This is a genomic window from Enterovirga sp. (assembly GCF_028290205.1).
Taxonomy (GTDB): domain Bacteria; phylum Pseudomonadota; class Alphaproteobacteria; order Rhizobiales; family Beijerinckiaceae; genus Enterovirga.
This window is the reverse complement of the sequence record NZ_JAQGKF010000099.1, coordinates 23,354-36,736: the sequence shown is the minus strand read 5'-3', so window position 1 is coordinate 36,736 and position 13,383 is coordinate 23,354. Positions and strand designations below refer to the sequence as shown.

The 13,383-nt window shown below is 69.6% G+C and carries 16 protein-coding genes and 1 tRNA gene; 5 read left to right on the top strand and 12 right to left on the bottom strand.

The window, feature by feature from the left end:
- Positions 1-97: 97 nt before the first annotated feature.
- The 4 genes from JWR86_RS06790 to JWR86_RS06775 all read right to left on the bottom strand — a co-directional run bounded on the left by JWR86_RS06790 (position 98) and on the right by JWR86_RS06775 (position 3,464).
- A complete protein-coding gene (locus JWR86_RS06790) occupies positions 98-496 on the bottom strand; it encodes a cytochrome c family protein (RefSeq protein ID WP_299562723.1) in 399 nt (132 codons plus the stop codon).
- A 162-nt stretch (positions 497-658) separates the two neighbouring features.
- The gene (locus JWR86_RS06785) at positions 659-1,042 is read right to left on the bottom strand and encodes a hypothetical protein (protein WP_299562617.1); all 384 of its coding nucleotides are present in this window, start codon (positions 1,040-1,042) and stop codon (positions 659-661) included.
- Between the two features lie 3 nt (positions 1,043-1,045).
- Positions 1,046-2,392 (bottom strand): sulfite oxidase, encoded by a 1,347-nt coding sequence (locus JWR86_RS06780; RefSeq protein ID WP_299562614.1) that lies wholly within the window; start codon positions 2,390-2,392, stop codon positions 1,046-1,048.
- A 103-nt stretch (positions 2,393-2,495) separates the two neighbouring features.
- Entirely contained in the window at positions 2,496-3,464 is a 969-nt protein-coding gene (locus tag JWR86_RS06775; protein ID WP_299562720.1) for a tripartite tricarboxylate transporter substrate binding protein, read from the bottom strand.
- A 154-nt stretch (positions 3,465-3,618) separates the two neighbouring features.
- On the opposite strand from JWR86_RS06775, the gene JWR86_RS06770 reads away from it, so the two are divergent.
- A complete protein-coding gene (locus tag JWR86_RS06770) occupies positions 3,619-4,338 on the top strand; it encodes an AzlC family ABC transporter permease (RefSeq protein ID WP_299562611.1) in 720 nt (239 codons plus the stop codon).
- Positions 4,325-4,651, top strand: a complete 327-nt coding sequence (locus JWR86_RS06765) for an AzlD domain-containing protein (RefSeq protein WP_299562608.1) — start codon at positions 4,325-4,327, stop codon at positions 4,649-4,651. The genes JWR86_RS06770 and JWR86_RS06765 overlap by 14 nt, the downstream gene beginning before the upstream one ends.
- Here the strand turns inward: JWR86_RS06765 and JWR86_RS06760 are convergent.
- Genes JWR86_RS06760 through JWR86_RS06745 form a run of 4 tightly spaced genes read right to left on the bottom strand, consistent with a single transcriptional unit; the run spans position 4,646 to position 7,325 of the window.
- Positions 4,646-5,104 (bottom strand): low molecular weight phosphatase family protein, encoded by a 459-nt coding sequence (locus JWR86_RS06760; RefSeq protein WP_299562605.1) that lies wholly within the window; start codon positions 5,102-5,104, stop codon positions 4,646-4,648. The genes JWR86_RS06765 and JWR86_RS06760 overlap by 6 nt on opposite strands.
- Positions 5,105-5,107: 3 nt before the next feature.
- Positions 5,108-5,584, bottom strand: a complete 477-nt coding sequence (locus JWR86_RS06755; RefSeq protein WP_299562602.1) for a UPF0262 family protein — start codon at positions 5,582-5,584, stop codon at positions 5,108-5,110.
- On the bottom strand, positions 5,581-6,876 hold the full coding sequence (hisD, locus tag JWR86_RS06750) for a histidinol dehydrogenase (RefSeq protein WP_299562599.1): 1,296 nt from the start codon (positions 6,874-6,876) through the stop codon (positions 5,581-5,583). The genes JWR86_RS06755 and hisD overlap by 4 nt, the downstream gene beginning before the upstream one ends.
- On the bottom strand, positions 6,876-7,325 hold the full coding sequence (locus JWR86_RS06745; protein ID WP_299562596.1) for a DUF2948 family protein: 450 nt from the start codon (positions 7,323-7,325) through the stop codon (positions 6,876-6,878). The genes hisD and JWR86_RS06745 overlap by 1 nt, the downstream gene beginning before the upstream one ends.
- Positions 7,326-7,497: 172 nt before the next feature.
- On the opposite strand from JWR86_RS06745, the gene JWR86_RS06740 reads away from it, so the two are divergent.
- Positions 7,498-7,911 (top strand): hypothetical protein, encoded by a 414-nt coding sequence (locus JWR86_RS06740; RefSeq protein WP_299562593.1) that lies wholly within the window; start codon positions 7,498-7,500, stop codon positions 7,909-7,911.
- Positions 7,912-7,980: 69 nt separating this feature from the next.
- Here the strand turns inward: JWR86_RS06740 and JWR86_RS06735 are convergent, their stop codons facing one another.
- From JWR86_RS06735 to JWR86_RS06720, 4 genes are read right to left on the bottom strand one after another with little or no spacing between them, the layout of a single operon-like run.
- On the bottom strand, positions 7,981-9,372 hold the full coding sequence (locus JWR86_RS06735; protein WP_299562590.1) for a M20 family metallopeptidase: 1,392 nt from the start codon (positions 9,370-9,372) through the stop codon (positions 7,981-7,983).
- Positions 9,369-10,244, bottom strand: coding sequence for an ABC transporter permease (locus tag JWR86_RS06730; RefSeq protein ID WP_299562587.1), 876 nt, complete (start codon positions 10,242-10,244; stop codon positions 9,369-9,371). Before JWR86_RS06730 ends, JWR86_RS06735 begins: the two co-directional genes overlap by 4 nt.
- Before the next feature lie 44 nt (positions 10,245-10,288).
- Entirely contained in the window at positions 10,289-11,209 is a 921-nt protein-coding gene (locus JWR86_RS06725) for an ABC transporter permease (protein WP_299562584.1), read from the bottom strand.
- A 31-nt stretch (positions 11,210-11,240) separates the two neighbouring features.
- The gene (locus JWR86_RS06720; RefSeq protein ID WP_299562581.1) at positions 11,241-12,752 is read right to left on the bottom strand and encodes an ABC transporter substrate-binding protein; all 1,512 of its coding nucleotides are present in this window, start codon (positions 12,750-12,752) and stop codon (positions 11,241-11,243) included.
- Positions 12,753-12,914: 162 nt separating this feature from the next.
- On the opposite strand from JWR86_RS06720, the gene JWR86_RS06715 reads away from it, so the two are divergent.
- Positions 12,915-12,991 (top strand) — tRNA-Arg (locus tag JWR86_RS06715).
- 89 nt (positions 12,992-13,080) lie between these two features.
- Positions 13,081-13,317 carry a hypothetical protein gene (locus JWR86_RS06710; RefSeq protein ID WP_299562578.1) on the top strand — a complete coding sequence of 79 codons (237 nt, stop codon included), beginning with the start codon at positions 13,081-13,083 and terminating at the stop codon, positions 13,315-13,317.
- Positions 13,318-13,383 lie beyond the last annotated feature (66 nt).

Below are 13,383 nucleotides of genomic sequence, written 5' to 3'. Positions count from 1 at the left end.
ACGGTCCTTGTCAAATGTGGGTTCCACGGCACTCCTTCGACTAGTGTCTATGATAGCGCCGGCGGTTACCGAGCGAGCCTTGGCGCGTCAAAAGACCTCAGGGCGTCCCGGCAGACCTGTTTCCGGCGGCATCGAACTGCTTGAGATAGGCCACGAGATCACCGATTCGAGCGTCGTCCTTCAATCCCGGATACATCATTTTCGTCCCCGGGATCTTGGCCTTGGGGTCCTTGATGTAGTCACGGAAGGTCGCCTCGTCCCATGTGAGGCCGGAATTCTTGTTCGCAGGGCTGTAGGAATAGCCTTCGACCGTCCCGGCCTTCCGGCCGAACAGGCCGTTCAGAACAGGGCCCACCGCGTTACGGGCTTTATCTCCGACCTGGTGGCAGGCGCGGCACTGCGAAAACAGCTTTTCGCCGGCCGCGGCATCCTGGGCGGCGACCGGACCGACCGGGAGAAGCAGCGCCGGCAGGGCCAGCGCGAAAAGAAATCGCAACAACGTGATCTCCTGTGCAGGGAGCGCAACGGCGAAAGCCCGGAAGCGATCCGTCAACGCCGCGCTGCCGTCACGCCGCTTTGCGGCCGGGTCCGGCAGGGGTCAACGCAGGTCGGGGCTGTCGGTGCCGCGGCCTGCGGCGCGGCTCGGCGCGCGACCGGTTCAGGGCTGCCGGGCCGGCGCCTCGTCGGCAAACGGGTTGCGGAAGCCGCCTGCGGCGGGCGCCGTCTTCGGGGGATGTGCTGCCGCCAGGTAGTCGAGGATGAGCGCGCGGTCCTCCCCCTGAATGTCCGGCATGTTGTGCCGTTCGGTCATCCAGCGCAACGTCTCGTCCCACCTGTCACGCGTCAGGCCCTGGTTGGCCACGAGCCGGTAGGCGTGGCAGGCGGCGCACAGGCCGAAGGTCTCCTCCCGGCCGGGGCCGGGCGGCAGGTCCTCCACCCGCTCCTCGCGCGGCGCCGGCTGGGCCCAGGCCGGACCGGTTGCGAAAGCGGCCGCCAGCCCGATGACGAGAGCCAGGCGCCCTCCCCGTGTGCTGCTCCGCATGGGTCAGCCGACCAGAATGGCCACGCGATGGAGCGTGTTGCCGCCATAGCCCTGCGGATTCCAGTTCGCAGCAGCATGCGGCTGCGCCCGGCCGCGGCTGTCCGTCGCCCGCGACCAGACCTCGAAATAGCCGTCCGACGGCAGGGTCAGCCTCGCCGTCCAGCGCTGCCAGTCGTAGCGGTTCTTCGGCGCCGCGAGCTGCGCCGCCGACCAGGTCGCGCCGAAATCGCACGAGACCTCGACCTTGCTGACCGTGTCGTCGCCGGCCCAAGCGGCGCCCCGGAGCGGCACCTCGCGCAGGCCGGCGGCCAGCCGCGCGCCGTTCGGCGGGTTGGTGACAATCGACCGGACCGGCATGGATTCCAGGATCCGCATGTTCGCGTCGTCGGTCTTGCCGCCCGGGATCATGGGGCGGATCGGCACCCGGTAGGATGTGCCGGTCATGCCCTGGCCGTCATGCTCCCGGTCGCGGAGCACGATCCGGGTCAGCCACTTGTGCGACAGCGAGCCCGGCCAGCCCGGGATCAGCAGCCGCACGGGGCCGCCATGAATGGTGGGCAGCGGCTGCCCGTTCATGGCGAAGACCACAAGGCCATGCTCTTCCATGGCCTTGGGAATGGGCATGCCGCGCGACAGCGACTCCTTGTCCGGATCTCCCGAGAGGTGAAGGTCGGCACCGTAATGGGCCGTGTAGGCCGCGCTCGGCTTCAGCCCGGCCGCCTTGAGCACGTCGGCCAAGGGCACGCCGGTCCATTCCGCGCAGCCGACGCCGCCATTCGTCCACGGGTTGCCGCGCGCCTGCGGCACGAAGAAGGAGCGGCCGTTGCCGCCGCATTCCAGCACCATGCGGTAGGTCTTCGGCTGGAAGCGGCTCTTCAGTTCGCCGAGGCTGAGTTCGAGAGGGGTGTTGACCTCGCCCTCGACCTTGATCTTCCAGCCGTCCGCGCTGGCGGCGGCCTCGGGCAGCTGACCGTTGTTGCGGATAAAGAACTTCTCAAAGGGCGTGACCTCGTCGTCAAGGAGTTGCTCGGGCGTCTCGGCCACTAGCGGCCGGTCCCCAAGCACCGTCAGCCCCTTGCTCTTTCCCGGAAAGTCGAGTGGCTGCGGCCCCTTGGCGGCCGGAGCCGGCGAGCCCTGGGCCAGCGCCGCCGGAACAAGGCCAGCCGGCATGGACGCCGCGAACGGGATCGCGCCGCCGACGGCGGCTCCCATCGCGGCGAGCCCGGCGCCGCCCAGGAAGCCGCGGCGTCCGACTGCCGCCCTGCGGCCGAAGACGAGCGCGTCGGCGCGCTCCGGATCGTTGCCGTAGAGTTCAGTGAGGCCGCGTTCGGATGTGCGCTGACGGGTCATGAGGTGTTCTCCGAAAGTGTGCGTCCTGTCCGGCCACCGGGGCTGAATGCATCGAACTCAACCTGGCGAGGGCGTCCGGCCCCGCCCATCGCCGCCATTGGCGTCACTCGAGCTTGGCCCCCGAAAACTCGACCACTTTCCTCCATTTCGCGGTCTCGTCGGCGATGGCCTGACCGAATTGCGCCGGGGTCAGCAGCCAGGGCGCACCGCCGAGATCGGCGAGCTTCCTGATCATCGCGGGCTCCTGGAGGATCTCGTTCACCTCCTTGTTGAGCCGCGCGATCAGCTCGGGCGGCGTCTTCTTGGGCGCCCCGATCCCGAACCAGGCCGTGGCCTCGTAGCCGGGCACCGTTTCGGCAACGGTCGGAACACCGGGAAGGGCCGGCGAGGGCTCGAGCGTGGTCACGGCGAGGGCCCGCAGCTTGCCGGCACGCACGTGCTCGATCGAGGACGGCAGGTTGTCGAAAAGGACATGCGCCTGACCCGACAGCATATCGATCAGCGCCGGCCCGGCGCCGCGATAGGGCACATGCACCATGTCGACGCCCGTCATCGACTTGAACAACTCGCCGGACATGTGGACGGAGGTGCCGAGCCCGGACGAGGCCATATTCACCTTGCCGGGGTTGGCCTTACAATACGCGATGAACTCCGAGACCGTCTTCACCGGCAGGGACGGCGTGATCTCCATGATGTTCGGCGAACGCGTGATGCCGCAAACGGGCGCGATATCCTCGACGAAGTTGAAGTTCAGCTTCTTGTACAGCGTCGCGTTGATGCCGTTCGCCGGATTGACCAGAAGAATCGTGTAGCCATCCGGCTCGGCGTTGATCACTGCCTCGGTGCCGATGTTGTTGCCGGCACCGGGCCGGTTCTCGATATAGACCTGCTGGCCGAGGCGCCGGCCCAGCGGCTCCGCCACCAGACGGGCCAGCACATCGGTGGTGCCTCCCGGCGGGTAGCCCACCACCCAGCGGATCGGCCGCACCGGATAGCTCTGCGCGAAAGCAGGCCGGCCTCCAGCGACCGCCAGCGCGCCCGCGCCACCCAGAATCCGGCGGCGTGACCAGATCAACGTCATCGTCATCCTCCCGGCTGGCCCGTCTGCGCGGGCTCGTCTTGCCGACATCCTAAGCGAAGCCTGCGCGCAAAGGCGAGAGAGGCGCAGCCCTGCGTTGACGGCGGGCGTCCGGGGCGGCAAAGCCGCGGTTCGCCGAGACAGCACGATGCCCCCGATTCCGGACGCCCGTCCCGTCGTCACCGGGGCGGGCTGCCTGCTGGGCGCCCGCATCGTGGCCCCCAGCCTCCCGGGCGTGATCGCCTTCGCCTTCGCCTTCGGAGCCGCCTCCGTGCAGAAGGGCCTGACGCTCTGGGAAGCGGTCGGGATGAGCATGGTCCTGACCGCCGGCGCCTCGCAGATGCTGTCTCTCGAACTCTGGCGCGAGACCTGGACATTGGGCGCGCTCCTGACCATCGCGGCCGTGACCTCGGCCGTGAACGCCCGCTTCGTGCTGATGGGCGCCTCGCTCCAGCCCTGGCTCAAGGGCGCCTCGCTGCCGGCCCAGGCCGGGTCGCTGTTTCTTCTGTTCGAGGCGAGCTGGCTTGCGGCCGAGCGGCACCGGGCCGAGGGCGGACGCGATGCCGGCGTCTTCCTCGGCGCCGGACTTCTGTCCTGGACGGTGTGGTGGATCGCCACCATCCCGGGCTATCTCACGGGCGCGCTGGTGACCGATCCGAAGCGCTACGCGCTTGATCTCGTGCTGCCGTTCTTCTTCGCGGCCTTTGCGGTGCCGCTCTGGCGCGGCGTCGGGCGCTCCGGCCCACCCTGGCTAGTGGCCGGGCTCGTGGCGCTCGCCGTGCAGGCCCTCGTGCCCGGCTATCTCTTCATCGTGGCCGGAGCGCTGGCCGGCGCCCTCACCGGAGCATGTCACCGTGAGCACCGTTGAGGGCTGGATCGCCGGTCCGGCGGGCCCTTGGCTCGCCATCGGCCTGATGGCGCTGTTGACCTATCTGCTGCGGATCGGCGGAGTTGCCATGATGAGCCGCGTCCGGATCACGCCGCCGGTCGAGCGCGCCCTCGCAGCCCTGCCCGGATCCATCGTGGCCGCGACGGTGGTGCCCATTGCGATTGCGGCGGGGCCGCCCGCCATTCTGGGCGTGCTGGCTGCCGTGCTCACGGCGCGGCTCGCCGGCAACGAGCTGGCCGCGCTCCTGGCCGGGCTCGCAGCGGCGGCGGCCATGCGCGCCTTCGGCCTATGAGCCCTTCAAGCGCAGCCTGATCCGGTAGCTGAGCCCGTCGCGGACATCCCGGTAGGCGTCCAGCACCTGCTCGCGCGTGCCCTGGGTCAGCGTCGGGTCGGCCGTCGGCCAGTATTCCACCTCGGCCGCGACCGTCCGGGTCAGCTCCAGCGCGGCGTGGTGCGCCTCGGGCGAGAGCGACACGATGAGGTCGAAATTCAGCCCCTCCCATTCCTCCAGGTCGACCAGGGTGCGGGGCTTGTGCTTGGATCCGTCAATCCCGAGTTCGTCCAGCACGGCCACGGCGAAGGGGTCGCGCTCCCCCTGGCGGACCCCGGCGGACTGGACATAGACGGACTTGCCGAAATAGTGCCGCGCCAGGGCCTCGGCCAGCGGGGACCGGATCGCGTTCATCGCGCAGACGAACAGCACCGACTGCACCCGCCGCCCACCCGTGCGGTCCGGGCCCGCCACGGCTCAGCCCTTCCAGTGCAGGGCGTAGATCAGCGTGAACAGGCGCCGGGCGGTGTCGAAATCGATCTCCACCTTGCCTTCGAGCCGCTGCACGAGGAGCTCGGATGCCTCGTTGTGGAGCCCGCGCCGCCCCATGTCGATGGCCTCGATCTGGGCCGGCGAGGCACTCCGGATGGCGGCGTAATAGCTTTCGCAGACCATTCGGTAGTCGCGGATGACCTTGCGGAAGGGGGTCAGCGAGAGGTGGTGCGTGATGCGGCCCTCCCCCTCGGCGGCCCGGATCTCGAAACAGAGCCGGTTCTCCACGAGGGCGAGATGGAGCGCATAGGGCCCGGTTGGGTATTCGGGGACGCGGAACGAGTTCTGCTCGACGATGTCGTAGATCGCGATCGCCCGTTCATGCTCCTGGTCCGGGTTGCCGCGACCGATGGAGGCCTCGTCGAGTGTCACGGCGACCAGGCGGGCGCACCCGTCGGTCATGCGCGATCGAGCCTCATCAGCACCGAGCGGGCATGCCCTTCCAGCCCCTCGGCCCGGCCGAGTGCGACTGCGGCCGGCCCGATCCGGGCCAGAGCCTCGCGGCTGCAATCCAGGATGGCCGTGCGCTTCATGAAGTCGAGCACGCCGAGGCCGGAGGCGAACCGGGCCGAGCGGGCGGTCGGCAGAACGTGGTTCGACCCGGCCACGTAGTCTCCCAGCGCCTCGGGCGTATAGGCGCCGAGGAAGATGGCGCCGGCGTTGCGGACAAGCCCGGCCAGGCGCTCGGCGCCCTCCGCCTCGATCTCGAGGTGCTCCGGGGCGATCAGATCCACGAGGGGGACGGCGTCCTCGAGGCTGCCGAGGGTGATGATGGCGCCGTGATCGCGCCAGCTCGCAGCCGCGATGTCGCGCCGCGGCAGCGTCGCGAGTTGCGCCTCGACCGCGGCTGCGACGCGGTCGGCGAGTTCGGCGGACGAGGTGATCAGGATGGCCTGCGCGGCCGTGTCGTGCTCGGCCTGCGCCAGGAGGTCGGCGGCCACCCATTCCGGGTCGGCGCCGGCGTCGGCCAGGATCAGGACCTCCGAAGGGCCCGCGATCATGTCGATCCCGACCTGCCCGAAGACACGCCGCTTGGCGGCCGCCACATAGGCGTTGCCCGGCCCGACGATCTTGCTGACGGGCCGGATCGTCTCCGTGCCGTAGGCCAGCGCCGCGACCGCCTGGGCGCCCCCGATGCGGTAGATCTCGTCGACCCCGGCGAGCCGCGCCGCCGCCAGCACGAGCGGGTTCAGATGCCCGTTCGGAGTCGGCACCACCATGACCACCCGCTCGACACCGGCGACCTTGGCCGGCACCGCGTTCATCAGGACGGAGGACGGGTAGGAGGCGGTGCCCCCCGGCACATAGAGCCCGACCGCCTCGATGGCCCGCCAGCGCCAGCCGAGCCGGACGCCGAGCGCATCCGTCTGGTCGTGGTCGGTCGGGATCTGCGCCCGGTGATGCGCCTCGATGCGGTCGCGGGCGAGGCTTAGCGCATCGACCGCCTCGCCGTGGAGGCCGGCGACGGCCCGGTCGATCTCGTCCGCCTCGATGCGCAGGGCCCCGGGCTCCGGGGCGTGGCCGTCGAAGCGGCGCGTGAACTCGATCACGGCGGCGTCGCCGCCCGTCCGCACGGCCGCGATGATTTCGGCAACCCCCGTATCCACATCGACCGAGGCCTCGCGCTTAGTGGCGAGGAGCCCGGCAAAGGCTTGCTCGAAGCCGGGTGCGCCGGCTGCGAGCCGCTGCGCCATCAGGTGTTCTCCAAAGCGTGCGACGGCCGCTTGGCCGTGGCCCAGACCGGGCCGAGATCCTTCATTTGCACCTCGATGCACTCCAGTTCGAGTTCGATCGAGGCCCCGCCCGAAAAGCAGAGGGTCGCGACACCGGACGGCGCGTCCCTGACCTCGAAGGTCACGGCCAGCAGGCTGAGGGGCGCGTCCGCACGGTCGCGGTCAACGCCCTTGCTGCGGCAGCGCGTGACGCGCTCGAAATGCAGCCCGGCGAGCCGCCGTCGCGGCTCCGCCTCACCACAGGTCCAGTCGAAGCGCCGCGCCACCAGGGCAAAGCGCCTGTCTTCGGGCAAGTAGGCGAGATCGCGGGGTCGCACCACCGCGTCCTGCAGGTGAGCCGAGATGATGGCGAGATCGTCCTGGTCGAGGGCGACGAGCTTCAGGTGCTCGACATCGTTGGTGGAAACCATGACTGAAACCGGGGTCAAGCGGCATGAGACAGGCAGATAGCGACGCCCCCCGGACGCCGCAACCTGCCGGGACCGCTCGGAAATTCCGATCGCCCGCGTTTCGCTGCGGAACGGAAGGGTCCCGTTCAGATTGATGAGCTTAAATGCCGGCCCGTCCGGAGGAGGAATTAACGTGAAATCGGCTCTCTTAGGAACCCTGCTGCTGGTCGCCGGTCTCGCGACCCCGGCCGCGGCGCAATATTACTTGCCGCAGGGCGGACCCGGCTACGGCAGCAAGCCGGGATACGACGACGGCCGCTCAGGCTATGAGGGTCGCCGCGGCGGCCGTTACGAGGAGCGGCGCGGCGGCGGCTACGAGGGGCGTCGGGGCCATGACGGCCCGCGTCGCGGCTATGACGGCCCGCGCTCCGGCTATTACGACGCCCCTCCGGCCTATGGCCGCCGCGGCGGTCAGCATAGTCGCCGGGCGAGCTCTGTCTGCGTCACCTCGCGCGGCAGCTGCCCGATCGGCAACTACGTGCCGGCTCTGACGCCGTGCGGCTGCGTGGTGCCGGGCTTCGGCTACAAGCGCGGCGCGGCCGGCTGAGATCGGCCGAATGCCTGCAGCCTCTCGGGCGCGCCATGTCGCCCGAGAGGAATTCCCGGTCCGGCGCGTCTAGCGCCGGCCGGGTGCGCTCTCCGCGACGTCCCAGTACAGCCCGGTCATCACGAGCAGGGCTTCGCGGGCCAGTTCCGGCAGCCAATGCTCGTTCGGCGCGTGCTGCGAGCAGCCGTTGAACGAATGCGGCACCCAGATCGTGGGCAGGCCGAGGATCTCCGAAAAGGCGTCATTGGGCAGCGAGCCCCCGAGATTGGGCAGGAGCGAGGGCTCCTTTCCGCTCGTGCGCCGCATGGAATCGAGCGCCCATCCGACCCAGGGGTTGTTCGGATCGAGCCGGGTCGCCGGAAACACCTCTTCCCGGGCCGGCTCCACCGACACGTAGTGGAATCCGTGCCGGTCGAGATGCCGGCGCAGGGCCGGCACGATGTCGGCCATGTCCACCCCGACCACGAAGCGGAGCTGCACCCGCGCCCAGGCCCGCGGCGGCACGGCGTTGACCGGCCCCTTGGGATTGCCGCTCTCCATCGCCAGGATCTCGAGCGACGACCAGCCGAACACCTTTTCGGGGCCGCTGAGCCCGGGCTCGCCCCAATCGGGGTCGATGGCCGGGGCGTCCTCGCCCATGTCGAGTTCGAGCCCGGCCAGCGCCCGCCGGACCTGATCCGGCAATCCACCCTTGGGCCGCCACTCGGGCACCCGGATCTCGCCGGTCGGGCCGGTCAGGGTGGACAGCGCATGCACGAGCTGGATGGCCGGGCTCGACAGGAGCCCGCCCCAATTGCCCGAATGGTGTCCGCCCTCGCGGGCATCGATCGAGATGTCGATGGAGGCGCCGCCGCGGGTGCCGAGATAGATCCCGGGCCGGCGCCGATCGGGCCGCGGCCCGTCCGAGCCGATCAGCACGTCGGAGCGGAACAGCTCGCGGTGCCGGGCGCAGACCTCGCGCAGCCCCGGCGAGCCCGTCTCCTCGCCCATTTCGATGAGCCACTTGCTGTTGAAGCCAAGCCGGCCCCGGGCCGCGATCACGGCCGCCTGGGCGGCCAGGTTGGCCGAATGCTGCCCCTTGTTGTCGACCACGCCGCGGCCGTACCAGCGGCCCTCGCGCTCGGTCAGCGTCCAGGGCGAGAGGCCCGGCAGCCAGCCGTCGTCGAGCCCCCGGATGACGTCGCCGTGGCCGTAGCCGAACACGGTCGGCCGGGACGGATCCTCGATCCGCTCGGCAAACAGGAACGGGCCCTTGGCCTTGGGCTCCTCGATCACCTGCCAGGTGAAGCCGAGCCGGGCAAAGGACGGGCCCATCTCGTCGGTCAGGTAGCGCCGGAGGTCGCCGGCCCGCTCCGGGTTCTGGCTCTCGGTCGGGATGGCGACACGCCGGGCGAGATCGGCCCAGAAGGCGCCCGAGTCGAAATGCTGCCCGGCATGGGCGAGCGCGGCGTCGCGGCTCACGTGGCGGCCCTCCGGTCGGGCGAGATGGCGTCGCGCAAGCCGTCGCCCAGGAGATTGATGGAGAGGATCAGGGTGGCCAGGCAGGCCCCCGGAATGGCGATGAGCCAGAACGAGAAGAACATGTAGGGTTTGGCTTCCGAGATCATGAGGCCCCACGACGGCAAGGGCGGCTGGATGCCGAGCCCGAGGAAGGAGAGCGCCGCCTCGAGCAGGATGGCGCTCGCGGCCTCCAGCGTCGCGGTGACGATCAGGAACGGCAGGACGTTGGGCAAGACCTCGCGCCAGATGATGCGGGCCGTGGAGGCGCCGGAGGCGCGCGCCGCCTGCACGTAATCGAGGCTCCGCACGCTCTGGGTCGCGCTCCGCATCACCACCACGAAGCGGTCCCATTTCAGCAGCCCGAGGACCAGGATCACGAGCGGCAGCGAGCCTCCGACCACGGCCACGGCCGCGAGCGCCACCAAGATCACCGGCAAGGCCAGCCGCACGGTGATCAGGAAGGTGACCAGGAGGTCCACCCGGCCGCCGAAATAGCCGGCCGCAACGCCCAGCACCGTGCCGATCAGGCCGGACAGGACGGCCACCGAGACGCCGATCAGCAGCGAGATGCGGGCGCCGTAGATGGTGCGCGACAGGTAGTCCCTGCCAAGCGCGTCGGTGCCCAGCGGATGGGCCCAGCTGCCCTTGTCGTACCAGACCGGCGGAATGGTTCGGCGCGCCAGGTTCTGCACATAGGGATCGTGCGGCGCGAGCAGGGGCGCGAACAGCGCCAGCAGCACGATCACGGCCAACACGCCGCCGCCGAGGACGAGGCTCTTGTGCCGCCACCAGCGCGCGCCGGAGGTCGGGCGGCCGGGTGACCCCGGGGTCAAGACGGGCAGCGGCTCGGCACCGCCATCGCTGCTGGCCAGGGCGCTCACATCGCGGCCCTGAGGCGGGGGTCGAGATACGCGTTGAGCACGTCCGCAAACAGCGTCAGCAGCACGTAGATCACCGACAGCATCAGCACCACGACCTGCATCACGGGCAGGTCCTTGTGGGTGATGGACTGGTAGGCGAGGTAGCCGAGCCCGTCGAGGGCGAACACCGTTTCGATGACCACGGAGCCGCCCAGCAGGTAGCCGAGCTGCACCACGGCCAGCGCCACGACGGGCGTGAGCGCGTTGCGGAGCCCGTGGCGCAGGATCACGCGCGAGCGCGACAGGCCCTTGGCCCTGGCCGTCCGGATGAAGTCGGATTGCAGCGTCTCGATCATGCCGGCCCGGATCAGCCGCATGAAGGCCGGCGCCACGTAATAGCCGAGTGCCACCGTGGGCATCACGTAATGCTGCCAGGTGCCGGAGCCCGAGACCGGCAGCCAGCGCAGCGTGATCGAGAACAGCATGATCAGCAGCAGGGCCAGAAAGAAGTTCGGCATCGCCTGCCCGGTGACCGCGATGCCGAGGGCGAGCCGGTCGACCGCGCTGTCGGGGCGCAGCGCCGCCAGCACCCCGAGCGGCACCGCGATGACAAGCGCAAACAGCAGCGAGGACAGGCCCAGGATGAGCGTGACCGGCAGCTTGCTGAGCACGAGGTCGGAGACCGGCGACTTGAAGAAGTAGCTGGTGCCGAGCTCGCCGCGGAGCAGCTCCCCGAGCCAGGCCAGGTACTGGACCAGGATCGGGCGGTCGAGACCGTAGGTCTGCCGCACGAGCTGGATGTCCTCGTCCCGCGCTCCCTCGCCGGCGATCGCCGTCGCGACGTCGCCGGTCAGGCGGACCAGCGCGAAGGACAGCATGGACACTGCGATGCCGACGGCCAGCGCAAGCGCGAGCCGCCGCAACACGAAGCCGGTCATGGCTGCCCGGCGCCGCCGGGCGCGGACCCGCTCATTTCCAGGTCATCTCCCAGAACCGCGGCGTCTCGTCCGGATACACCGCGAAGTTGAGATTGGCCGAGGCCACGTAGTGGTTCGGCACGGTGTAGAGCGGCACCGTGTAGGCCCGCTCGGTGATCAGCGCGAGCGCCTTCCGGTAGGCCACCTTGCGGGCCTCGGGATCGACCGAGGTGTCGCCGGTCCGCAAGAGGGCCTGGATTTCCCCGTCCCGGCTCACGTCGTCGCTGCCGCCGCCGAAATAGACCGGCGTGGAGGCCGACACGTCGCTGACGGAATTCGACCCCCAGGTCTGGAAGGAGATGCCAACCTTGTTGGCCCGCATCTGGTCCCGCATGGCGGCGTATTGGAGGTAGCGCAGATTGGCCTTGATGCCGACCGCCTGCAGGTCGTTGATGACGGCCTCGGCCTGCTGGCGCTCGCGATAGGCGTAAAAGTCCACCGAGAGGCCGCTGGCATGGCCGGCCTCCTGGAGCAGCGCCTTGGCCTTGGCCGGGTCATAGGCGTAGCGCGTCGCGCCCTCATCGGTGCAGCCGAACTGGCCGTAGAAGCACGGCGTCACCAGCGCCCGCGAGCCGCCGCCCACGAGTTCCTTGGTCAGCGCCTCCTTGTTGATGGCGTGATTGAAGGCGCGCCGGACCCGCTCGTCGCGGAAGGCCTCGACGGGGCCGTCCGGCAAGGCGTTGAAATGCAGGAAGGCGATGCGCATCGTTTCGCCCGAGCGGGCCTGGAAGCCCGGCACGGCGCCGATCTGCTCGGCCTGGTCCTTGGGCACGTTCATGATGAAATCGAGCCCCCCGGCCATCACCTCGGCCATCTGCGTCTGCCGGTCGGGGATGAAGCGGATCTCGACCTTGCCGACTTTGGCGGCGGGCTTGGGCGAATCCTTGAAGTAGTCCGGGTTGCGCTCCAGCGTGAGCGACTTGCCGATCACGTGGCTCGCCACCCGAAAGGGTCCCGACCCGACCGGCTTCTCGTTCATGCCCTTGGGGCCGACCCGCTCGTAGTACTTGGCCGGGTGCATCACGAGCGGACCGGACAGGTAATCGATGGCGGCCGGAAAGGCCTGCTTGGTGTGGATGCGCACCTTGTGCGGCGTGACGGCTTCGACCTTGGCGATCCAGTTCACGTTCGCCTGGGTGGTCGCCTTGTTCTCCGGCTTGGACGCGTAGGTGAGCGTGAACACCACGTCCTCGGCCGTGAACTCCGTGCCGTCGTGGAACTTCACCCCGGTCCGCAGGTCGAGCTCCAGGGTCTTGTCGTCGAGATAGCGCCAGGCCGTGGCGAGTTGGCCCCGATAGGCCCCGCTGGTCGGGTCGCGATAGATCAGGGTGTCCCAGACGTGCTGGCTGATGATGACCCCGGCCCGCACGTTGTTGAAATAGGGGTCGATGTTTTCCGGCACCTGATCGTAGGCGAAGCGGATCGAGTTCGAGGCCTTGTCGGCCAGGGCGGGCGAGCCGGCCAGGAGCAACGGGACGAGCAAAGCCCGGATTGTGCGCCGCATGTGAACCTTCCGGTGTTGACCGCCGAACTTTCGGGTCCCGGGCCGGTCGGGTCAAGCGACCGGCCTGTTCGGCCCCGGCCCACAGGAAGCGCACGACGCCCCTTGCCAAGCCCGGGCGCCCGTTCTATCTCCGCCGCCTCGCGACGGACACCGCCGCGACGCGCGCCCGTAGCTCAGCTGGATAGAGCACCAGACTACGAATCTGGGGGTCAGAGGTTCGAATCCTTTCGGGCGCGCCAATTTCCGGCCTACCTTGAACAGAAGCGCCCCGGTGCCCGAACTCGGTTCGCGGCGTGCGGGGCTATCGACGTTCTGAATGGAGCACGACATGGCTGGAAAGCCGAAGCCCGTCGTCGGCTGGGGCGCTCTCAACATGGCGCTGAACGGCCTCGTCAAAGAGGGCCTGATCGCCAGCTACAAGACGGTGCGGCCGGAGAAGGACGCCGAGGTCGGGGTCGAGGTCGCGATCGCGCCCGGGGCCGATCAGGCGGAGATCGTCCGGCGCGTGCGCGAGGTGCTTCCGGAGGCCTTCTCCGGAGCCAATGTCTGGACGCGCGCGGCCTGATCCGGCGCAGCCGCAGAGCCGCCCGGCCGCCACGCGTCCGCGCGCGGCCGCCAGCGGCCTGTCTTC

Coding starts and splice junctions, on each gene's coding strand:
- JWR86_RS06785 (WP_299562617.1), bottom strand. CDS start 1,042: ATGCGGAGCAGCACACGGGGAGGGCGCCTGGCTCTCGTCATCGGGCTG.
- JWR86_RS06780 (WP_299562614.1), bottom strand. CDS start 2,392: ATGACCCGTCAGCGCACATCCGAACGCGGCCTCACTGAACTCTACGGC.
- JWR86_RS06770 (WP_299562611.1), top strand. CDS start 3,619: ATGCCCCCGATTCCGGACGCCCGTCCCGTCGTCACCGGGGCGGGCTGC.
- JWR86_RS06755 (WP_299562602.1), bottom strand. CDS start 5,584: ATGACCGACGGGTGCGCCCGCCTGGTCGCCGTGACACTCGACGAGGCC.
- hisD (WP_299562599.1), bottom strand. CDS start 6,876: ATGGCGCAGCGGCTCGCAGCCGGCGCACCCGGCTTCGAGCAAGCCTTT.
- JWR86_RS06745 (WP_299562596.1), bottom strand. CDS start 7,325: ATGGTTTCCACCAACGATGTCGAGCACCTGAAGCTCGTCGCCCTCGAC.
- JWR86_RS06725 (WP_299562584.1), bottom strand. CDS start 11,209: ATGACCGGCTTCGTGTTGCGGCGGCTCGCGCTTGCGCTGGCCGTCGGC.
- JWR86_RS06720 (WP_299562581.1), bottom strand. CDS start 12,752: ATGCGGCGCACAATCCGGGCTTTGCTCGTCCCGTTGCTCCTGGCCGGC.
- JWR86_RS06710 (WP_299562578.1), top strand. CDS start 13,081: ATGGCTGGAAAGCCGAAGCCCGTCGTCGGCTGGGGCGCTCTCAACATG.